This window comes from Curtobacterium sp. 'Ferrero' (assembly GCF_002412165.1).
Classification (GTDB): domain Bacteria; phylum Actinomycetota; class Actinomycetes; order Actinomycetales; family Microbacteriaceae; genus Curtobacterium.
In genome coordinates, this window is sequence record NZ_NXIA01000013.1 from 47077 (window position 1) to 61294 (window position 14218).

Annotated in this window: 18 protein-coding genes and 1 pseudogene; 10 read left to right on the forward strand and 9 right to left on the reverse strand. The window is 68.7% G+C overall.

The genetic code is table 11. The features are described from left to right. Positions 1 to 42 precede the first annotated feature (42 nt). Together rpsB and Csp2054_RS12105 are read right to left on the reverse strand one after the other, a co-directional pair. Complete coding sequence (rpsB, locus tag Csp2054_RS12100) at positions 43 to 918, reverse strand: 30S ribosomal protein S2 (RefSeq protein WP_096899566.1); 876 nt, start codon at positions 916 to 918, stop codon at positions 43 to 45. 336 nt (positions 919 to 1254) lie between these two features. After that, positions 1255 to 2697 (reverse strand): sugar porter family MFS transporter, encoded by a 1443-nt coding sequence (locus Csp2054_RS12105; RefSeq protein ID WP_096899567.1) that lies wholly within the window; start codon positions 2695 to 2697, stop codon positions 1255 to 1257. Positions 2698 to 3038: 341 nt separating this feature from the next. Here Csp2054_RS12105 and Csp2054_RS12110 point away from each other — a divergent pair, with 341 nt between their 5' ends. After that, positions 3039 to 3695: a M23 family metallopeptidase gene (locus tag Csp2054_RS12110; protein ID WP_096899568.1), complete on the forward strand. Its 657-nt coding sequence runs from the start codon at positions 3039 to 3041 to the stop codon at positions 3693 to 3695. Between the two features lie 146 nt (positions 3696 to 3841). On the opposite strand, the gene Csp2054_RS12115 is transcribed toward Csp2054_RS12110, so the two are convergent. The 3 genes from Csp2054_RS12115 to Csp2054_RS12125 are packed head-to-tail and all read right to left on the reverse strand — an operon-like array spanning position 3842 to position 6769. After that, a complete protein-coding gene (locus Csp2054_RS12115; RefSeq protein ID WP_096899569.1) occupies positions 3842 to 4837 on the reverse strand; it encodes a tyrosine recombinase XerC in 996 nt (331 codons plus the stop codon). A 16-nt stretch (positions 4838 to 4853) separates the two neighbouring features. Beyond that, positions 4854 to 6128, reverse strand: a complete 1275-nt coding sequence (locus Csp2054_RS12120) for a DNA-processing protein DprA (protein WP_176491678.1) — start codon at positions 6126 to 6128, stop codon at positions 4854 to 4856. An 11-nt stretch (positions 6129 to 6139) separates the two neighbouring features. Then, a complete protein-coding gene (locus tag Csp2054_RS12125; protein WP_096899571.1) occupies positions 6140 to 6769 on the reverse strand; it encodes an ATP-binding protein in 630 nt (209 codons plus the stop codon). Between the two features lie 290 nt (positions 6770 to 7059). Between Csp2054_RS12125 and Csp2054_RS18570 the strand changes: the two are divergent. The 8 genes and pseudogenes from Csp2054_RS18570 to Csp2054_RS18725 form a co-directional block, all read left to right on the forward strand. After that, a pseudogene (locus Csp2054_RS18570) lies at positions 7060 to 7251 on the forward strand (HNH endonuclease); the annotation flags it as partial. 111 nt (positions 7252 to 7362) lie between these two features. Then, positions 7363 to 7764 carry a hypothetical protein gene (locus Csp2054_RS18575; protein WP_255252730.1) on the forward strand — a complete coding sequence of 134 codons (402 nt, stop codon included), beginning with the start codon at positions 7363 to 7365 and terminating at the stop codon, positions 7762 to 7764. A gap of 614 nt (positions 7765 to 8378) precedes the next feature. After that, positions 8379 to 9509, forward strand: coding sequence for a phage major capsid protein (locus Csp2054_RS12135; protein WP_096899573.1), 1131 nt, complete (start codon positions 8379 to 8381; stop codon positions 9507 to 9509). Positions 9510 to 10323: 814 nt separating this feature from the next. Then, positions 10324 to 10593, forward strand: coding sequence for a hypothetical protein (locus Csp2054_RS17805; protein ID WP_141399251.1), 270 nt, complete (start codon positions 10324 to 10326; stop codon positions 10591 to 10593). Positions 10594 to 10597: 4 nt separating this feature from the next. Next, positions 10598 to 10792, forward strand: a complete 195-nt coding sequence (locus Csp2054_RS12140) for a hypothetical protein (protein ID WP_096899574.1) — start codon at positions 10598 to 10600, stop codon at positions 10790 to 10792. Continuing rightward, positions 10789 to 10929 carry a hypothetical protein gene (locus tag Csp2054_RS18155; RefSeq protein WP_176491680.1) on the forward strand — a complete coding sequence of 47 codons (141 nt, stop codon included), beginning with the start codon at positions 10789 to 10791 and terminating at the stop codon, positions 10927 to 10929. Before Csp2054_RS12140 ends, Csp2054_RS18155 begins: the two co-directional genes overlap by 4 nt. Continuing rightward, positions 10926 to 11222: a hypothetical protein gene (locus Csp2054_RS17810; protein WP_141399253.1), complete on the forward strand. Its 297-nt coding sequence runs from the start codon at positions 10926 to 10928 to the stop codon at positions 11220 to 11222. The genes Csp2054_RS18155 and Csp2054_RS17810 overlap by 4 nt, the downstream gene beginning before the upstream one ends. Continuing rightward, on the forward strand, positions 11209 to 11487 hold the full coding sequence (locus Csp2054_RS18725) for an HNH endonuclease (RefSeq protein WP_096899575.1): 279 nt from the start codon (positions 11209 to 11211) through the stop codon (positions 11485 to 11487). The genes Csp2054_RS17810 and Csp2054_RS18725 overlap by 14 nt, the downstream gene beginning before the upstream one ends. A 174-nt stretch (positions 11488 to 11661) precedes the next feature. Here Csp2054_RS18725 and Csp2054_RS18160 read toward each other — a convergent pair whose 3' ends face one another. Both Csp2054_RS18160 and Csp2054_RS12150 read right to left on the reverse strand, forming a co-directional pair. After that, positions 11662 to 11811, reverse strand: a complete 150-nt coding sequence (locus Csp2054_RS18160; RefSeq protein WP_176491682.1) for a hypothetical protein — start codon at positions 11809 to 11811, stop codon at positions 11662 to 11664. After that, positions 11808 to 12074, reverse strand: a complete 267-nt coding sequence (locus Csp2054_RS12150) for a hypothetical protein (RefSeq protein ID WP_096899576.1) — start codon at positions 12072 to 12074, stop codon at positions 11808 to 11810. The genes Csp2054_RS18160 and Csp2054_RS12150 overlap by 4 nt, the downstream gene beginning before the upstream one ends. Positions 12075 to 12191: 117 nt before the next feature. Between Csp2054_RS12150 and Csp2054_RS12155 the strand changes: the two genes are divergently transcribed. Then, positions 12192 to 12512, forward strand: coding sequence for a hypothetical protein (locus Csp2054_RS12155; RefSeq protein ID WP_141399255.1), 321 nt, complete (start codon positions 12192 to 12194; stop codon positions 12510 to 12512). Between the two features lie 604 nt (positions 12513 to 13116). Here the strand turns inward: Csp2054_RS12155 and Csp2054_RS12160 are convergent. Both Csp2054_RS12160 and Csp2054_RS17815 read right to left on the reverse strand, forming a co-directional pair. After that, entirely contained in the window at positions 13117 to 13713 is a 597-nt protein-coding gene (locus Csp2054_RS12160) for a hypothetical protein (RefSeq protein WP_096899578.1), read from the reverse strand. 267 nt (positions 13714 to 13980) lie between these two features. Then, positions 13981 to 14133, reverse strand: coding sequence for a DUF1003 domain-containing protein (locus Csp2054_RS17815; RefSeq protein ID WP_141399256.1), 153 nt, complete (start codon positions 14131 to 14133; stop codon positions 13981 to 13983). Positions 14134 to 14218: the final 85 nt, after the last annotated feature.

The following is a 14218-nucleotide window of genomic DNA, read 5'->3' on the forward strand; positions in this document are numbered from 1 at the left end:
GGGACGGGGCGCCGGACCGCTGCGGTCCGACGCCCCGGCAGGTCACTCGGCGGGGGTGGCTTCGGCGTTCTTGGAGGCGTCGGCGACGGGCTCGCCGATCTCCTTCTCCGCGACCTGGGCGTCGGCGTCGTTCTCCTGGACGGTCGCGCCCTCGCCCTCGGTCTGGCCGGCGAGGAGCTCCTGCTCCCACTCGGCCAGCGGCTCGGCCGCTTCCTCGTCGTCGCCGCCGTTGTGGCGGGTCTTGAGGCCCTCGGCCGCGGCGTCGGCGACGATGCGGGTCAGGAGGCCGACGGAGCGGATCGCGTCGTCGTTGCCCGGGATCGGGTAGGTGATCTCGTCCGGGTCGCAGTTGGTGTCGAGGATGCCGATGATCGGGATCCCGAGCTTCTGCGCCTCATCGACTGCGAGGTGCTCCTTCTTGGTGTCGACGATCCAGAGCGCGCTCGGGGTCCGCGTGAGGTTGCGGATGCCGCCGAGGGTCTTGTGGAGCTTGTCCAGCTCGCGCTTCTTGATGAGGAGCTCCTTCTTGGTGAAGCCCTTCGTCGTGTCGTCGAAGTCGATCTCCTCGAGCTCCTTCATGCGCGCGAGGCGCTTGGAGACCGTCTGGAAGTTCGTGAGCAGGCCGCCGAGCCAACGCTGGTTGACGTACGGCTGGCCGACGCGGGTCGCCTGCTCGGCGATGGAGCCCTGCGCCTGCTTCTTGGTGCCCACGAAGAGGATCGTGCCGCCGTGCGCGACCGTCTCCTTGACGAAGTCGTAAGCACGGTCGATGAAGGCCAGCGACTGCTGCAGGTCGATGATGTGGATGCCCGAGCGCTCGGCGAGGATGAATCGCTTCACCTTCGGGTTCCACCGACGGGTCTGGTGTCCGAAGTGGACGCCGCTGTCGAGCAGCTGGCGGATGGTGACGACGGCCATGCCGTCCCTCCTTGTTCTCGGCGCGCGGCTGTTCGAGCCGCGTGCACGGTTGCGGTTGTGTCGGTCACGACCGGTGGTCGTGGCCCCTGGTGCCCCACCCCGGACGGCCGCCCGCTCGCGAGAGCGGGACCGATGGCCGCGGAGGGTACCGTCGCCGGCACAAGTGGACACGCGAAGTCAGCGCGCTCAGCGCGCTGCTGGATAGATGCTAACAGACTGGGCCCCTGTCGCCGGTACCGGCACGACGCGCCAGCGGCGTGTCGGCCGTGCCGACAGGGAGAGGCGCGGTGCGGGACGGACCCGCACCGCGCCTCCAGGACGTGGATCGTGACGATCTCAGGACTTGGCGTCGACCGTCTCACCCTCGGCCGTGATGCCCATCTCCTCGAGCGAGCGGCCCTTGGTCTCCGGGATCTTCCGGATGACGAAGAACAGCGACAGCAGCGCGAACAGGGCGTAGATGCCGTACGTGACCGTCAGGTTGAAGCCGGACAGCACCGGGAAGGTGATCGTGACCAGGAAGTTCGCGATCCAGTTCGCCGCCGAGCCGACGCCGAGCGCCGCCGCGCGGATGCGGTTCGGGAACATCTCGCCGAGGAGCACCCACATGAGCGGACCCCAGGTGGCGCCGAAGGACACGACGAAGAGGTTCGCGAAGATCAGCGCGATGAGGCCCCACGGCGCGGGCAGGTTCGGCGCTCCGTCCACGACGGTGGCCTGCGAGAACGCGATCGCGACCATCGCGAGCGAGACGAACATGCCCGCGGAGCCGGCGACGAGGAGCGGCTTCCGGCCGAGCTTGTCGACCGTGAAGATCGCGATGAAGGTCACGGCGACGTTCACGACGGACGTGATGGTCGAGATGAGGAACGACTGCTCCTCCTTGAACCCCACCGCCTGCCAGAGCGTCGTCGAGTAGTAGAAGATCACGTTGATGCCGACGAACTGCTGCAGCACGGCGAGGATGATGCCGACCCACACGATCGGCTGCAGGCCGAAGCGCTTGCCGCGGATCGAGCCCTTCTTCTGGTTCGCCTCGCGGTCGATGCCGTCCTGGATCTCCTCCAGGCTGGTGTTGACGGTGTCACGGGGGACGATCTTCTCCATGACCCCGCGCGCGTCGTCCTTCCGGCCGTTGGCGAGCAGGAAGCGCGGCGACTCGGGCAGCGTGATCGCGAGGATGCCGTAGACCACCGACGGGACGACGCCGACGAGGAACATCCAGCGCCAGGCCGGGAGCCCGAGGACGACCTCGGACGCGCCGCCCGCCGTGACCGCGAAGAGCTGGTCGGACAGCAGGGCGGCGAAGATGCCGATGGTGATGGCGAGCTGCTGGAACGACGCCAGCGTGCCGCGGATCTGCTTCGGGGCGACCTCGGAGATGTAGGCCGGCGCGATCACCGAGGCGGTGCCGATGCCGAGACCGCCGATGAGGCGCCAGACCACGAGGTCCCAGGTCGCGAACGCGAACGCGCTCCCGATCGAGCTGACGAAGAACAGGACGGCGGCCCAGAACATCACACGGGTGCGGCCCCAGCGGTCCGCGAGACGGCCGGCGAAGTACGCGCCGAAGGCGCAGCCGATCAGTGCCGAGGCGACCGCGAAGCCGCTCGCGGCGTCGGACAGGCCGAACTCGTTCTTGATCGCGTCGACCGCGCCGTTGATGACCGACGAGTCGAATCCGAAGAGGAAGCCGCCGACCGCCGCGGCGATCGCGAACGCGGTGACCTTCCCCTTGAACGCACGGTCCTCACCGTGCTGGGTGGACGTGTTCGACACGGTGCTCCTGGTTCCTGCCGCCGTGCTGGGTGGTGCACGGTGCCCCGGCGGTCGGCTGGTTCGCCGTCCGAGCGGCGTTGCGTGGTCCGGAGCGGCCCCGACTGTACTCCCCGACAGGTGTCCGGTCCCAACCGGGAGGGTCGGGGCGGCGTGCTCGGCGCGCGTGCCGCGCGTGCCCCGCGTGCTGCGTGTGCCGCGCGTGCCCCGCGTGCCCCGCGTGCTGGTGGGCGCGCGTGCCGTCGGCGTCCGTCATTCCTGCACCGGTCGGGAGGCACGGCTCACCGTCCACGGATCGGCTCTCGCCCCGCCACGTGGTCGGGTGGGCACGGGACGCTCGAGGCATGGGAGACAGGACGAGGGCGGTCGTCGGACGGTGGGCCGGGTGCTGGGCGGTGCTCGGACGGTGGGCCGTGTGCTGGGCGGTGCTCGCCTCGTTGATCGGTGGGGCGTGGGCACTGGGCGGGACCGGAGGCGGTCTGTGGGACGGCACCTGGGTCGGGACGGGCGGCGGGAGAGCGCGTGCCGAGCGTGCGGCGTCTGCGCAGGAGCCCGGTGCCGCGGGGGCGGTGCAGCCCGGTGCACCGTGGGTGTGGCCGACCGGGTCGAGGGTCGTCTCGCGGCCGTGGGAGGCACCCGAGGACGAGTACGCGGCCGGGCACCGCGGGATCGACGTCCGCGCGGCGCTGGGAACGCCGGCCGTGGCCGTCGCCGACGGCACGGTGACGTTCGCCGGTGCCGTCGCGGGACGGTCCGTCGTGTCGATCGACCACGGGCACGGGCTGGTCAGCACCCTGGACTCGGTGGCGCCCACGGTCTCGACGGGTGACGAGGTGACGCAGGGTCAGACGGTCGGGATCGTCGCGGTCGGGCACTGCCCGGCGAACGACCCCTGCGTGCACCTCGGCGCCCGGCTCGACGAACGGTACGTCGATCCGGCACCCTACCTGCCCGCGGCCGCGTGGCCGGTGCTGCTCCCGGAGTCCGCGTGGCCGGGCTGATCACGCGCGGACGGGGTGATCGCGGGCAGGCTGGCGCGCGGGCTGATCACGCGCGGACGGGTGATCGCGGGCGGACGGGTGATCGCGGGCGGGCGGGCGGGCTGGCTGGTGGGCTGATCCCGCACGGCGGGCTGCTGCGGTCGTCGTCAGGCGCGGGGATGCGCCGTCCGGTAGACCTCGCGCAACCGCGCCGAGGACACGTGGGTGTAGATCTGCGTCGTACCGAGGCTCGCGTGTCCGAGGAGTTCCTGCACCGCCCGCAGGTCCGCTCCCCCGTCGAGCAGGTGCGTCGCCGCGGTGTGCCGGAACGTGTGGGGGCCGGCGGGGCCTTCCCCCGGCAGGTCCTGCAGCAGCCGGGCCACGATCCGGTGGGCTCCGCGGACGCCCAGCCGGGCACCACGGTCGCCGAGGAACAGCGCACGCTCGCCGCCGCCCCTGCCGCTCGAGCCGTCACTCGGCGCCGCGCCCTGCCCACCACCGCGCGCACCGCTCCGGTCGGCCGCCCGCGCGAGCAGCACCGGTCGGCCCCGGTGCAACCAGTCCTCCAGCGCGTCCCGAGCCGGCACCCCGAACGGCACCACCCGCTCCTTCCCGCCCTTGCCGAGCACGCGGACGGTGAGCCGCGAGCGGTCGACGTCGACGGTGTCGATGCCGACGAGCTCGCTCACCCGGATGGCGGCGGCGTACAGCAGCTCGACGACCGCGAGGTCCCGGAGCGCGCCCGGGTCGCCCGTGGCCGCACGTGCGGCGAGTCCGTCGAGCAGCGTGCGTACCTGGTCGGACGCCACGACCCGTGGCAGGTGCGCGGCCCCCTTCGGAGCGCGGAGCCGTGCTCCCGGATCGGAGGCGAGGACACCGCTCTCGCTCGCCCACCGGGTGAACGCGCGGACGGACGCCGAGCGACGCGCGATCGTCGAGCGTGCCAGCCCTCGGCGGTCCGCCTCCCACAACCAGTCGCGGAGCAACTCGAGGGACACGTCGCCGACCGCGCCGGCTCCGCGCTCCCGGGCGAACCCCACGAACTGCTCGAGGTCGCTCGCGTACGCCCGGACCGTCTGCTCGCTGAGCCCGCGCGCGTGCCGGCCGTGCGCGAGGAACGCCTCGACGGCACGGTCGAGGTGCGTTCCGGTCGGCTCCGCCACCGCACCAGGCTACGACTCACCCGCCCGGCACCCCGGACCACCCGCCGACTCCGTACTGCGCCAGCCCCTGGATCTGCGCCAGCGCCAACGCGTCCGTCGTCTCGGCCAGGGACATACCGCTGCGCCGAGCGACCTCCTCGACCGGGAGGGCCCGCCGTCCGAGTGCGTCCAGCGCCCGCACCACCTCGGGATCGGTCCGTGCGGCGGCGATGGGTGTCGCGGCGCTGATCGGCGCCGGGCCACCCCGGACCCGGAGCGCTTCGGCCGTGGCGTCGCCGGGATGGACCATGAGCTGTGCGCGCCCGTCCGCGACCAGGCGGTGGCACCCCACCGACGCCGACGACGCGAACGGACCGGGAACCGCGAACACCGTCCGCCCGAGCTGCCCCGCGTGGTGCGCGGTGTTCAGCGCCCCCGAGCGCGCCCCGGCCTCGACGACGACCGTCACGTCGGCCATGGCGGCGATCAACCGGTTCCTCGCGAGGAACCGCCACCGCGACGGACGGGTCCCCGGGGGTGACTCGGCGACGACCGCCCCGCACTGCACCACGTTCCGCAGCAGGTCCACGTTGCCCGCTGGGTAGAGCTGGTCGATCCCGCCGGCGAGCACCGCGACCGTCGTGGCCCCGGCCGCGATCGCCACCCGGTGCGCGGTGGCGTCGATGCCGTACGCTCCGCCGCTGACCACGGTGCACCCGGCGTCGGCGGCACGTGAGGTGATCTCCCCCGCGGCCTCCGCCCCCGCGACCGTGTTCGCTCGTGAACCCACCACGGCGACGGTCGGGGCGTCGAAGGGGCCGTCGGACACGTCCGGGCGGTCACGACCGCCGGACCGCGCCCAGAGGACGAGCGGTGCGTGCACGCCGAGGTCGCCCACGCCCTCCGGCCACCCGGGAGCGCCGGGGACGAGCAGCCGGGCACCGACGGTCGCGGCCGCGTCGAGGACCCCGAGGACGTCGACACCGGGGAGGCGTGGCGACCACCGCGCGAGGGCCGCTGTGAGCGCAGCGCCGAAGCGCCCCGTGTCGTCCGTGCCCGTGACGCCGTGCTCGACGCACTGCGCCAGGAGCCCGTCCACGCCGTCGTCGTCGGCTCGCAGGACCGCCTCGAAGGCGTGGGCGGGACCGAGCCCGTCGACGAGGGCTCCGGCGATGGCGTCCCCCGGCTCGACGAGCACGCTCCACGCCACCCGTGTCGCGACCTCGACCGGGTCGACCGGATCGTCCACGACCGGTCCGGGTCCCGGTCGGCCGAGCGCTTCCCGCACCGCGGCTCGGAGGTCCGGGGCCACGGCCGCGCCGTTCACAGTGCGCTCCGGAGGGCCAGGGCCTCGCGGACGTGCTCGACCCCGGGCCGCTCGGCACGGGCCAGGTCGGCGAGGGTCCACGCCAGCCGCATCACCCGGTCCCAGCCGCGCATGGTGAGGGTCCCGCGGTCGAGCGCTCCGTCCAGGTCGACGGTCGCACCCGGCTCGGCACGGCCGTCCTCGCGGAGCCACCGCCCGCTGACCTCGGCGTTGGTGTCCCATCCGGTCCCGGCGAGCCGTGCGGCCATGCGATCCCGTGCCTCGGCGACGAGCGCCCGCCCCGCCGCCGTGCTGGGCGCCCCCTCATCGGCGCGCCGCACCGCGGCGTTCGTGACGCGCGGGATCGGCACCCGGATGTCGATGCGGTCGAGCAGCGGACCGGACAGCCGGGCGAGGTACCGCCGCACCGTGCTCGGCGTGCACTCGCAGGCCTGGGCGTGCGCGACACCGGCGTTGCCGCACGGGCACGGGTTCGCGGCCAGCACGACCTGGCAGTGCGCAGGGAAGGCCACCGTGCCCGCCGAGCGGTGCACGGTGATCCGTCCGGACTCGAGGGGCTGCCGGAGCGCGTCGAGCACGGCGCGCGGGAACTCCGGCGCCTCGTCGAGGAACACCAATAGTGTCACCGGAACGAAGCGTCTGGCTCACCCTATGAAGTTCCTGGGAGCGGGCTCCGAGCGACGAATCCACGGCACAATTAACCCAGCGGGGGTGTGAAAGTGGCGCACCCCAGAGCATCGCAGGGCAAGTTCCAGGGCAGTTTCGCCCCACGCCCGCATCGAGCAAATCCCTTGCAACCAAAGGCATCCGGGCCCGTCCGACCTCCAACAGGGCAACTTCGGGGGCAAGAGCCCTGACATATATGAGACGTATGTCTCACTTTCACACCCCGCCCCTCATGAAAGGAGCGCCCGCGATGACGCGATGGCTCGACTCCCCCACCCTCCGCAAGCTCGCCGAGGACCGCTGGGGACCCAGCTGGCACTGGTCCTGCGTCTACTGCGGGCGCTCGATCCCTGATGGCCACGTAGACCACTTCGTGCCTCGCGAACGCGGGGGCGCGGACCTCCCGTGGAACCTGGTCCCTGCGTGTGGTCCCTGCAACCGTTCCAAGAGCGACCACGACCCCATCGCCTGGATGAAGGCCGCGGGCATCCCCGCCGCCACAGTTGACCAGCTCATCCGAATCACCCGGTCTCCGCGATGGACCCGGGCTGGCGTGTTCACCTCGACGCCCCTGACCATCTACTACTCCCGCGTCCGGGTGCCCGTGACCATCCCCCCGCTCCTCCTGCTTCCGCGCAACCTCGCCGAGGTCCTTGTCCTCGACCCCGACGCCTGGGCCCCTGTCACTGCAATCCGCCGAGTCGCCGCCGGCTACCTGGCGGACCAGGGCCTCCCGCCCCTCAGCTCCCAGCAGCTGAACCGGGAGCTCAGCACCCGGGGGCTTCCCCGCACCACCCGCAAGGGCGTCCCCGGGTACCCGGGGTTCTACGTTTCCGACGAGACGGCGGCGGCCGGCAAGCTCAGGGCCGGCTCCCGCGCCACGAGGGCATCCCGCGAGCGCGTCCGGAAGGATCGACGCAACCACGTGGACCAAGTCATCACGGGCGGAGCCTGAGCCCCAGCGACCCCCTCGCTCAGCCGATCCTCTCGGCCCTCTCGGCGCAAGCGCCCGACCAAGCCGACTCCCCCGGCCTGACCCGCCGAGCCCCGCGTCAAGCGTCTGACCCGAGTCACCCGAGAGGCTACGAGTGAAGCGAGTGGGCGCTGGGGCCCTCCCCAGCCAGTTCCAGCATTTGGTGCCCGCGACAAGCTCGCCGGCATCCCTGCGCTAACACCGCGCTAACAACTGCGCACAATCTGGCTAAACGGGTCGTTTTGGGCGCTTCAGTCGCACCCGAAAGATGCTCTATAACGTGTGGAGGCAGAAACAGGCTCAACTCTGCAGCCTGGACCTCCACGGGGACACGTCCCCAGGCGCATAAACCGCGCCACAATCATCCTGCGCGCCGACCTGGAGCCCGATCCGCCCCAGCGTCCGCGAGCATCAGCCGCGTCCCCGGCACCCTGAGGGCTCTTGGTGAGCGAGGGGTTGTCGATCCGGACACCGGCGTCAAGCGAGGGCCAGAGACCTGGGTTGGCCAGGCAACTCCCGTACTTCGTAGACAGCGGCAGGCACTTCACGCGATCAGACGATCGCACTCAAGTGCTACCTGCAAAGGACACCCACTGATGGATCCCATCAAGGAACTCCGCGAGCTCAAGGCTCGTCTCTCCACCATCGTCACCTCGGTCAAGGCCGAGAACCGTGACCTCACCCCTGACGAGCTCAACACGCTCGAAGAGGGCAACTCCCGCCTCATCCTGCTCAAGGCTGCGGTCGAGCGCGGACAGAAGAACGCTGACGTCCTCGCCCGACTCGGCGACCTCGGCGGCGCAACTTCCACCGAATTCCCGAACGGCATCGACGGAGTGAGCTTCACCCGCCACGAGGAGCGCAAGGGGTTCCTGACCCCCGCGTCCCTCAAGGCCACGGCTGCGGCCGCGTCCTCGCGAGACTTCAAGTCCCTCGTGGCCGAAGGGTCGACCGCAACCCCGATTGCTCTGGACACGAAGCCGGTCACGAAGGGCGAGAACGGCTTCGGCCTTCTCTCGTACATCGAGACGCGTGCCCGGGGTACCCGGTCGTACTCGCACCTCACTCAAACCGTGCGTCAGAACAACGCCGACAAGGTCGCTCCCGGAGCAACCAAGCCGGTGTCCGTGTACACAGTCGCGGAAGTCCAGAACACCCTTGACGTTGTGGCCCACACCAGCGAGCCCATCGACAAGTACCTGCTTCTCGACAACGAGGACCTCCAGGCCTTCCTCGAAAACGAGATGCGCAACGGCATCATCCGCAAGGTGACCTCGCTGGCGGTCAGCGACATCCTCGGTACTTCGGGAATTCGCACTCAGGCCTTCTCCGGCTCGGCTGCTGACTCGCTCTACCTCGCGAAGAGCACCCTGCGGGACTTCGGCTACACCGCCTCGGTGATCGTGCTTCCCAACGAGACGTACAACAGCATTCGCCTCCTCAAGGATGCGGACGGCCGGTACATCCTGGGAGACAGCGCCTTCTTCGGCGATGACTTCGCGCTCTGGGGCGTTCCGACCCTCACGTCGCCGGACGTCCCGGCCGGCACGGCTCTAGTCCTCGGCCAGGGTGCTGTGAACCTGTCCACGGACAAGCAGGGCATGGAGGTCGCGTGGGACCCGTACACCGGGTTCACAAAGAACCAGGTGACGGCTCGCGTCGAGGCCCGGTTCGCCACCGACGTGGTTCTGCCCGAGGCAGTCGTCAAGGTCTCGACCGCGGCCTGACCACTCCACAGCTTCGGCAGCTGAGCTAATCAGCTTCCAGCCTGGCCAAGTGTCAAAGCCTGGTCAGGCACTCACTCGGGTCAGTCCAACCCCGAGAGTGGTGGGGATTCTTCCTTCGGTCCCGTGGCCACAAGCCCGACTGCAACGTCTTGGAAGGCCGGTTGCAGTCGGGCTCCCACGATCTTCCTGGCTTGCGAGCTCCGCTGGTCTTTGGTTGGTGTCTCCTGGCGTCGAGCTCCAAGTCGGAACCTCACCCGGGGTAGGGGGCCCTGAGTCCTGCGGGCCGACGTCACCAGGACGAAGTCCCGGCTACTGGTGATGTGTGTACGAGCCCGCCACCCCATCACGCGCGCCCGCGTGAGCCTTATATAGCGCTTGATCGCCCTGGAGGGCTGATGTACTACCCATCCTCAAAGTCGTGCTCGACATGCCACGAGGTCAAGGCCATCGACCAGTTCCCGTTTGACGCTGGCGCTCTTGACGGCCACGGCCACCGATGCAAGCCCTGTCACAACCGCCTCAATCGCGAGTACCGCCAAACCCCCGAGGGTCGGCAGGCCCGCGCCGAGTCCATGCGCAAGTGGCGTGAGGCGAACAAGGCCCGCAACCTGGCCCATCGACTGGAGTCCTCCGGGACGGCCTGATTCAGCCCGATTCCGCGACACATTAGAACCATCACCAAGCTTCACCCCATCACCGCCTGCCCGCAGACGATGGGGATCATGACCGGCCCCCGGGCCTACTCGCGCTGGCAGGCGGCGGGTGGGCTCGGGGGCTTTCTCCGTATACGGATTGGAGCGTTCCCATGCGCACAATGATCGAACTCCCCAAGGTCGATTCCGCGCCCACCCGCGCCGAACGTCGAGCTTGGGCCCGCAAGAAGGCGAACGATCGCGCGGTTGCTGCCTATCGAAACAGCCTCCCCACGAGCATCGTCAAGCTGAACGCGCTTCTCACCGAGGCGCCGAGCCCTTGGCACGCCGAGGTCATCTCCCGGCGCATCGACACCGTTCGCGAGGCCAACCGGCGGCACAACCGCGTCCGTCGCGCCCGAGGAGCCGAGGCCTCGCATGCCCGCGACTGAACCCGTGAAGCTTCCGCCCGCGGCCGACCCCCAGCCGTTCATCGACCGCATCCTCGCCTCGTACCGCGACCAGAACACCTCAGCCCTCCGCTCGGCAATCTCGGACGCTCACGACTCCGGCATCCCGGTCGAGCACCTCATCACGGTCCTCGCGGCCAATCTCACCGACTCCCTCAACCAGTCAGGAGCCCTCTCATGACCAAGGACAAGGACAACGAGCCCGCCGTCATCCTCGACGACTACGACAACGAGACGGGTCCGTACCAGAAGTCCCCGCACCCGCTGAGCCCCGCCGGCCTTCGCGCATGGCTCCTGGACAACCGGAGGTCCAAGTGACCGACGCCCTCGAAGCCGCATCCGCGTCGTTCCTCCGAGCTCAGCGCGAATTGGTCTTCGCCAAGGAAGCCCAGTGGAATAAGGGACAAACGCCCGCGCTTCCGGAAGACACCACCGAACGCTCAAAGGGCACAGTTTCTGATCCGGTCCCCGCGATTGTGGACGACACTCGCCGCAAGAGGCTTCGCGCTTCAGTGCGTGAGACGGAAGACGCACAACGCAATCTGCTCCGCGTCATGAATGCAGCGGCCAACCGCTTAGAGCGTGCACTTCACGCCAATGGGCCGGAATGAGAACTCGCGCCTTTGGCGCAAGATCGCACAAGCGCAAAGAGCAAAAGGCTTGAAGTGCTGGCATTGCGGCCAGCCGATCGACTATTCCCTTCAGTTCCCCGATCCAAACTCGTTCAGCGCCGACCACCTGCGACCCTGGGCAGGTCACCCCGAGCTCCGGTACGACCCCGCGAACGTGGTGTCCTCGCACCTCAGGTGCAACCAGGTCAAGGGCTCCAATGAGCACTTCGCGGCCGGCCTCGGCTCTCTGTCCGAAGACTTCTGACCGGGCCCCCGGAGGGCGAGGTCATACGAGGCGATCTGGAGCCCCAGAAATCAAGCCCCCTTACTAGGTGCTACGAACCATCCGAAAGTCGTCCCACGGCGCCAAATTCGGACAGTTTGGACGCACAAAAGCCCCGACCAGAAGTGCTCTGATCGGGGCTTTCTCGTGTGAGGCTCAATGGAGGACGCGATACCAGCGCATCAGCAGATCGCCGCTGACCTCCAGACGATCTTCGAGGTCGCCCAGCTGCTCCGCGTCTACCACGTCGGGACAGAGGACGTCGAGGTGCGTGGGGATGATGCCTTGCTGCTTCTGAAACATCATGACTCCTGCGCCTCTCCCGACTCCTGCGCCTCTCCCGACTCCTGCGCCTCCAGCAGCTCCAGCGCCTTCTTGATCCGCTCCTGGCGCTTCGCCCGCGAACGCTTCGACGCGAGAACAGCAACTTCCTTCTTGTGGTCCGCGCGAATTGCTCGGCAGAGTTCCGCGACTTCTGCGACCTTCGCCAGGTAAACCTCGATGTCGTCGATGTCGCCGTTTTCCTGCTCCTTCCGGAGGAGTTCTGCCGCCTTATCCAGATTGCTCATGGCCGTGCCTTCCTTGCTGGGTTGCTTTGTTGGCTCAATTCTGACGCTCAAAGCCCAAGCGAAGGCGGGAATATCAAGCCCAATAACTTTCCGGTGTCCAGAGCGCACAATAGAACCATGAACGCAATCAATTCGGTCAACCCGAACTCAATGTCGCAGGACGACTTCGACGACGCAGTCGGCGCCCACTTCGACGCTGGCTGCGACGAATGCGTAAGCTCCCGCGATGCCTACTTCCACGAGCTGGAATGGCGGGCCGAGGGACACGTCGCACTCCTGGAGCAGAACGTGAAGGACCTCCGTGCCGCAGTCGACACGCACAGGTCCGCACTCCAGCGACTCACCAACCCGGTCGCCATCGCCAACTGTGCCCAACTCCTGTCCGACACCCGGACGCAGCTCGCAATCGCGGAGGTCGAGCTCGCGCGCTTCAAGTGACCCCCGCCAACACAGAAACGCCCTCGTCCAAGTCCGGACGAGGGCGCTTCTGTGCTTGCGGGACTACCGGCGCCGGCCGTGTCCCGGCAGTCCACCGCTCACGACGTGGATGCGCGGATACGCGTACCCCTCGTCACGGCGTTCTGACTTGACGGTTGCGCGACGAACCCACGCGGCCATCCGCGCCTTCTCCTCGGCAATCAGCTTCTCGCGTGCTAGGCGCTGAGCTTCACGCTCGCGGAACCGTTCGGCCGCGAGCTCGGCAGGCGTTGGACGCCTTGAGCCCTCGAAGGTTGGTGTTGTGACGGGTTGGGTAGTGAAGTCGCAGCGAAGGACGCTGCCACGGCCAGGGTGATTCCCTAGGCGGTTGTCGGTAGTCACGCTGGCTGGTTTGCCGCACTTGGGACAAATGGTACGGGTCATGAACAACTCCGATCCTCACAAGGCTCTTGCACCCTGTGCCATACCAGAATACGTGAGCGGAACATACTTTCGACGCGACACGCCGCATGACACGCGAACGAGTCTTCGAACCGAGTATCGTGTCCGGGCGCGACGAAGGCCCCGCAACCGTCTGGCTGCGGGGCCTTGCGTCGTTGTTCTGTTACGGAGCGACCCAGGGGGTGCAGGTGAGCCCCGCGGGCTTGGTGCCCGGCGATGCCTTGACGCCCGCATCGGATGCGAGCGTCCATGAAGCACCCGCGGTCTGAGTCGTGGGCGCTGTGATCTGGAGCTTGACCTGCGCCGCCGACGTTGGCGACACAGTGGCCCCGCACCCGCTGACCACCGTGACGGTGGTGTTCTTGGGAAGCCCGGGGAGCTGCACCCCGGAGATGTACCCGGTCGAGCCGGAGCTGATGACGTCACCCTGGATCGTGTACGACTCCCCCGGGTAGACGGTCAGCGCCGGCAGGGCCAGCTTCCCGCTCCCGTCAACGCTCGCGGACCCGCTTGGCTGAACCGTAAGGCCCGAGGTGTCGAGTGTTGGCGGGTACATGTTCTGGAACTTCGCGCTGAAGTCTCCGTTGGTCCCTGTCCCGGTCACCCCCGCGAGAGCAAAGTATACCGCCGCCGCAGCCGCGATGGTTCCCAGCCCGGCGAAGGGCACCCCGCCGAGCACCAAGAGCTTCTTCTTGCCGCTCCAGCGCTTCTTGGGGCTCTTTTCGACGGGAGCGGCCTGGACGAGTTGTTGGTCTGACATGAGACAACCTCTCTGTGTTGAGTTGGATGCCTCAATCTGTCGCGCCCAGGCGGGACGGCCACGGGGCTTAGTACCCCCGCCAGGTCTTGACCGCCTCCCGAACGTTGGTCGAACTGGGTCGGACCTCCCCGTTCTGCACTCGCAGTCTCCAGCTCGCGTCTGCTCGTGCCTTGTACTCCGCGTCCAGCCGCTTCTGGCGCTCCTGGTACTCAGCCCAGCGCTCTGCACTCCAGGTGGCCTTGCGTCGAGCGTCGCGCTCCTTCGGAGTCACAGCACGCCCAGCAGGGCTTGGTCCGCCTCAGCGAGCTCGTCGAGTTCGCGTGTCAGCCGTTCAATCTCCGCCTCGATTCGACGCTGGTTGTGGAAGATCGAGTCTCGAACGAGGTCGAGCTGGCGCTTCTGTGCCTTGGTGCGGGCCATGGTGTCTCCTTGTCTGCCGTCGACCCAGCGCCGACGGGTGCATCAAGTATCAACCCTGTTCAGCGCTCACTCAGCAACTTCATAG

Bases quoted from the DNA above. Each gene is read 5' to 3' on its own strand.
- rpsB (WP_096899566.1), bottom strand. From the start codon at position 918: ATGGCCGTCGTCACCATCCGCCAGCTGCTCGACAGCGGCGTCCACTTC.
- Csp2054_RS12110 (WP_096899568.1), top strand. From the start codon at position 3,039: ATGGGAGACAGGACGAGGGCGGTCGTCGGACGGTGGGCCGGGTGCTGG.
- Csp2054_RS12135 (WP_096899573.1), top strand. From the start codon at position 8,379: ATGGATCCCATCAAGGAACTCCGCGAGCTCAAGGCTCGTCTCTCCACC.
- Csp2054_RS17805 (WP_141399251.1), top strand. From the start codon at position 10,324: ATGATCGAACTCCCCAAGGTCGATTCCGCGCCCACCCGCGCCGAACGT.
- Csp2054_RS18155 (WP_176491680.1), top strand. From the start codon at position 10,789: ATGACCAAGGACAAGGACAACGAGCCCGCCGTCATCCTCGACGACTAC.
- Csp2054_RS18725 (WP_096899575.1), top strand. From the start codon at position 11,209: ATGGGCCGGAATGAGAACTCGCGCCTTTGGCGCAAGATCGCACAAGCG.
- Csp2054_RS18160 (WP_176491682.1), bottom strand. From the start codon at position 11,811: ATGATGTTTCAGAAGCAGCAAGGCATCATCCCCACGCACCTCGACGTC.
- Csp2054_RS12150 (WP_096899576.1), bottom strand. From the start codon at position 12,074: ATGAGCAATCTGGATAAGGCGGCAGAACTCCTCCGGAAGGAGCAGGAA.
- Csp2054_RS12155 (WP_141399255.1), top strand. From the start codon at position 12,192: ATGAACGCAATCAATTCGGTCAACCCGAACTCAATGTCGCAGGACGAC.
- Csp2054_RS12160 (WP_096899578.1), bottom strand. From the start codon at position 13,713: ATGTCAGACCAACAACTCGTCCAGGCCGCTCCCGTCGAAAAGAGCCCC.
- Csp2054_RS17815 (WP_141399256.1), bottom strand. From the start codon at position 14,133: ATGGCCCGCACCAAGGCACAGAAGCGCCAGCTCGACCTCGTTCGAGAC.